This window comes from Calditrichota bacterium (assembly GCA_014359355.1).
Classification (GTDB): Bacteria; Zhuqueibacterota; Zhuqueibacteria; order JANLFK01; family Oleimicrobiaceae; genus Oleimicrobium.
In genome coordinates, this window is record JACIZP010000023.1 from 1 (window position 1) to 2,618 (window position 2,618).

Consider the following 2,618-nt stretch of genomic DNA (forward strand, 5'->3'; position numbering starts at 1 on the left):
GACCACCACGCCCACCTGTGGCCCCCCTTTCCAGTACTCGCCCCAGACAAACAGGATGAATCCTAACGTGGCACCCAAGAGCAGCCCCACCAGGAGCTCTTTCCGCACCACCTGAAACCAGCGCTTAGGTGTGAGCTCGCCGAGCGCCAAAGCACGAATGATGAGCGTCGCCGACTGCGAGCCGGTGTTGCCCCCGCTGTCGATGAGCACGGGAATGAAGAAGGCCAGCGCGACGATCTTCGCCAGCGTCTCCTCATACATGGCAATGACCGAGGAAGAGAGAAAACCTGCCACCGCCAAGAGCGAGAGCCAGCCGACCCGCTTCCGGTAAAGGCTCCAAAACGAGGCGGCATTGTAGCTGGTCTCCAAAGGAGCGATGCTCGCGCCTTTGTGCACGTCTTCGGTAACCTCTTCCTGCAAGACGTCCAGCACGTCGTCGACGGTCACTATCCCCAGAAGCACATTCTCCTTGTCCACCACCGGCAGCGCGTTCAGGTCGTAGTGCTGGATCAGCCGGATCGCCTCCTCCTGGTCGGCACTGGCCTCGATGGCTACGTACTTGTGGTCCATGATGGACTCGACGCTCTGGCTGGGTTCCGCCAGGATGATGCGCCGGATGGGCAGGTCGTCCAACAAGTGGTCGTCGTCGTCCACCACGTAGATGACGTTGATCGTCTCCGCGTCCCTGCCGTAGCGCCGAATGTGGCTGACCGCTTGCTCGATGCTCCAGTGCGAGCGGATGGCCACATAGTCAGGAGTCATCAATCGGCCGACGCTCTCCTCCGGGTAGCCGAGGAGCTGCAATGCCTCGCGCCGGTCAGCGGGCGAAAGGAGATTGATGAGCTGCTGTGTGACCTTCCCTGGTAGTTCCTCGAACAACTCGGTGCGGTCGTCCGGAGAAACCTCTTCGAGAAGCATCTTCACCTGTTCATTGGTGAGGCGCTCCAGGAGCTGGCGCTGCTTGTCCGGCTCAAACTCGGCAAAGACCTCCGCTGCGAGCTGCCGAGGGAGCAAGCGGAAGAGAATCACACGATCTGCCTCGTGCAAGCTCTCCAGGAGGTCGGCGATGTCCGGGGCAGGCCAGTCGGCAATGGCTTCCTTCAGCGTCCGCCAGTCCTTGGCCTCGATGAGTTCCTGAATCTCCGGCAACAGCAGTTCTTTCAGCATAGGCCACCTCGCATGGCATCCTGGGAGCATCGACACCAGCATGTACAAGGGCGACTGTCGGGCAAAGTCCTTGGCCGTGCGCGCGTTCCCCCTCCTTCGGCGGCGCACCGTTGCCGCACTGCGACAGTCTGAGGGCTCAGTCTGAGAGGAGACCGCGAAGGTCACAGCTCTACACCTCCTGGGCGACATCACCTCGCCACGGCGGGGGCACCGACGCAGGCCTCGGTGCCGACGGCAGCAGCAATGTCAGGGAGTGACCTCCACCAGGAGGCGCTATCAGTCTGGTTGTGCAAATATACAAAATTTTCCCACACCTGCAACAGGTAAATGCTGGCGCGCCAGTGTTGTTGCCCACTCCCCAAGTGTGTAACGTCCCCGCACGAGGTGGCACCTCGGTTGCAACTGCCAGTGCACTCGGCCCCACCTTGCCTTTTGGGATGCCATGCATTTCGCCCACCCCTATGGCCTTACGACCAGCTAATCCCTCGAATCTCCCCTTTCGAAGACAAAGTACAGGCACGGCAACAGCAACAGCGTCACCAACAGTGAGAACAACAAGCCGCCGATGACCGCAATGGCCATAGGCTGCAGCATGTCGCCGCCTTCGCCCCAGTTGATCGCCAGCGGTAAAAGTCCCAGCACCGTGGTGGCCTGGGTCATCAGAATCGGGCGCACGCGCAAGGGCGCGGCTTCGAGAATGGCTTCTTTCAATTCCAGCCCTTTCCGGCGATACTCATTGATAAATGAGATCAGCACCACACCCTGGGTGGCAATACCGCCGGTCATGATGATCACGCCGATTAGCACCGTAGCGCCGGCGGGAAAATTAGTCAACAGCAATGCGGCCACCACCCCCACAAAAGAGAAGGGGACGCCCAGCAAAATCAACAGCGGCTGTTTGAACGAGTTGAATTGAATCGCCAGAATCACGTAGGCGAAGAACAGGGCAAACAGGATGATCTGCAGCATCGTCCTCTGGCTCTCTTTCATCATATAGACCTGGCCGCCGAGATCGAAGGAATACCCTTCCGGCAGACGAATTTCCGCCAGTGCCGCGCTGACCGCATTGGCCATCTCACCGATACTGGCGCCGGCGGTCACATCGCTGGAGACAACGATTTGTTTCATCTGGTCTTCCCGTACGATTTCCACCGGCCCTAACCTTGGGACGACTTGAGCCACGGTGCGCAGCGGCAACTTCAGATTACCCGGCGCGTCGAGATAGAGATTTTCAATATCCTGTCGGGAGCGAATGTTGGTCTCCGGGATCATCACCCGGATGTCGTAATATTCGCCCGCCTCACGGAACTGGGTGGCCACCGCGCCATCCACCAGGTTACGAGCCGCCTGGGCGACCGCCTGGGTCGATAGCCCGGCGTCAGCCAGCCTCAGCCGGTCCACTAAAATCTGGTATTCCGGTTTGGTGATCTGGGTGCCGATGCGCACATTGG

2 protein-coding genes are annotated in these 2,618 nt (G+C 59.9%); both read right to left on the minus strand.

All coding sequences use genetic code 11. The features are described 5' to 3' along the window. The coding region (gene mgtE, locus H5U38_01115) for a magnesium transporter (protein MBC7185613.1) at positions 1–1,167 on the minus strand (1,167 nt) is incomplete at its 3' end. A gap of 477 nt (positions 1,168–1,644) precedes the next feature. Further along, on the minus strand, positions 1,645–2,618 hold a 974-nt coding region (locus H5U38_01120), incomplete at its 5' end, for an efflux RND transporter permease subunit (protein ID MBC7185614.1).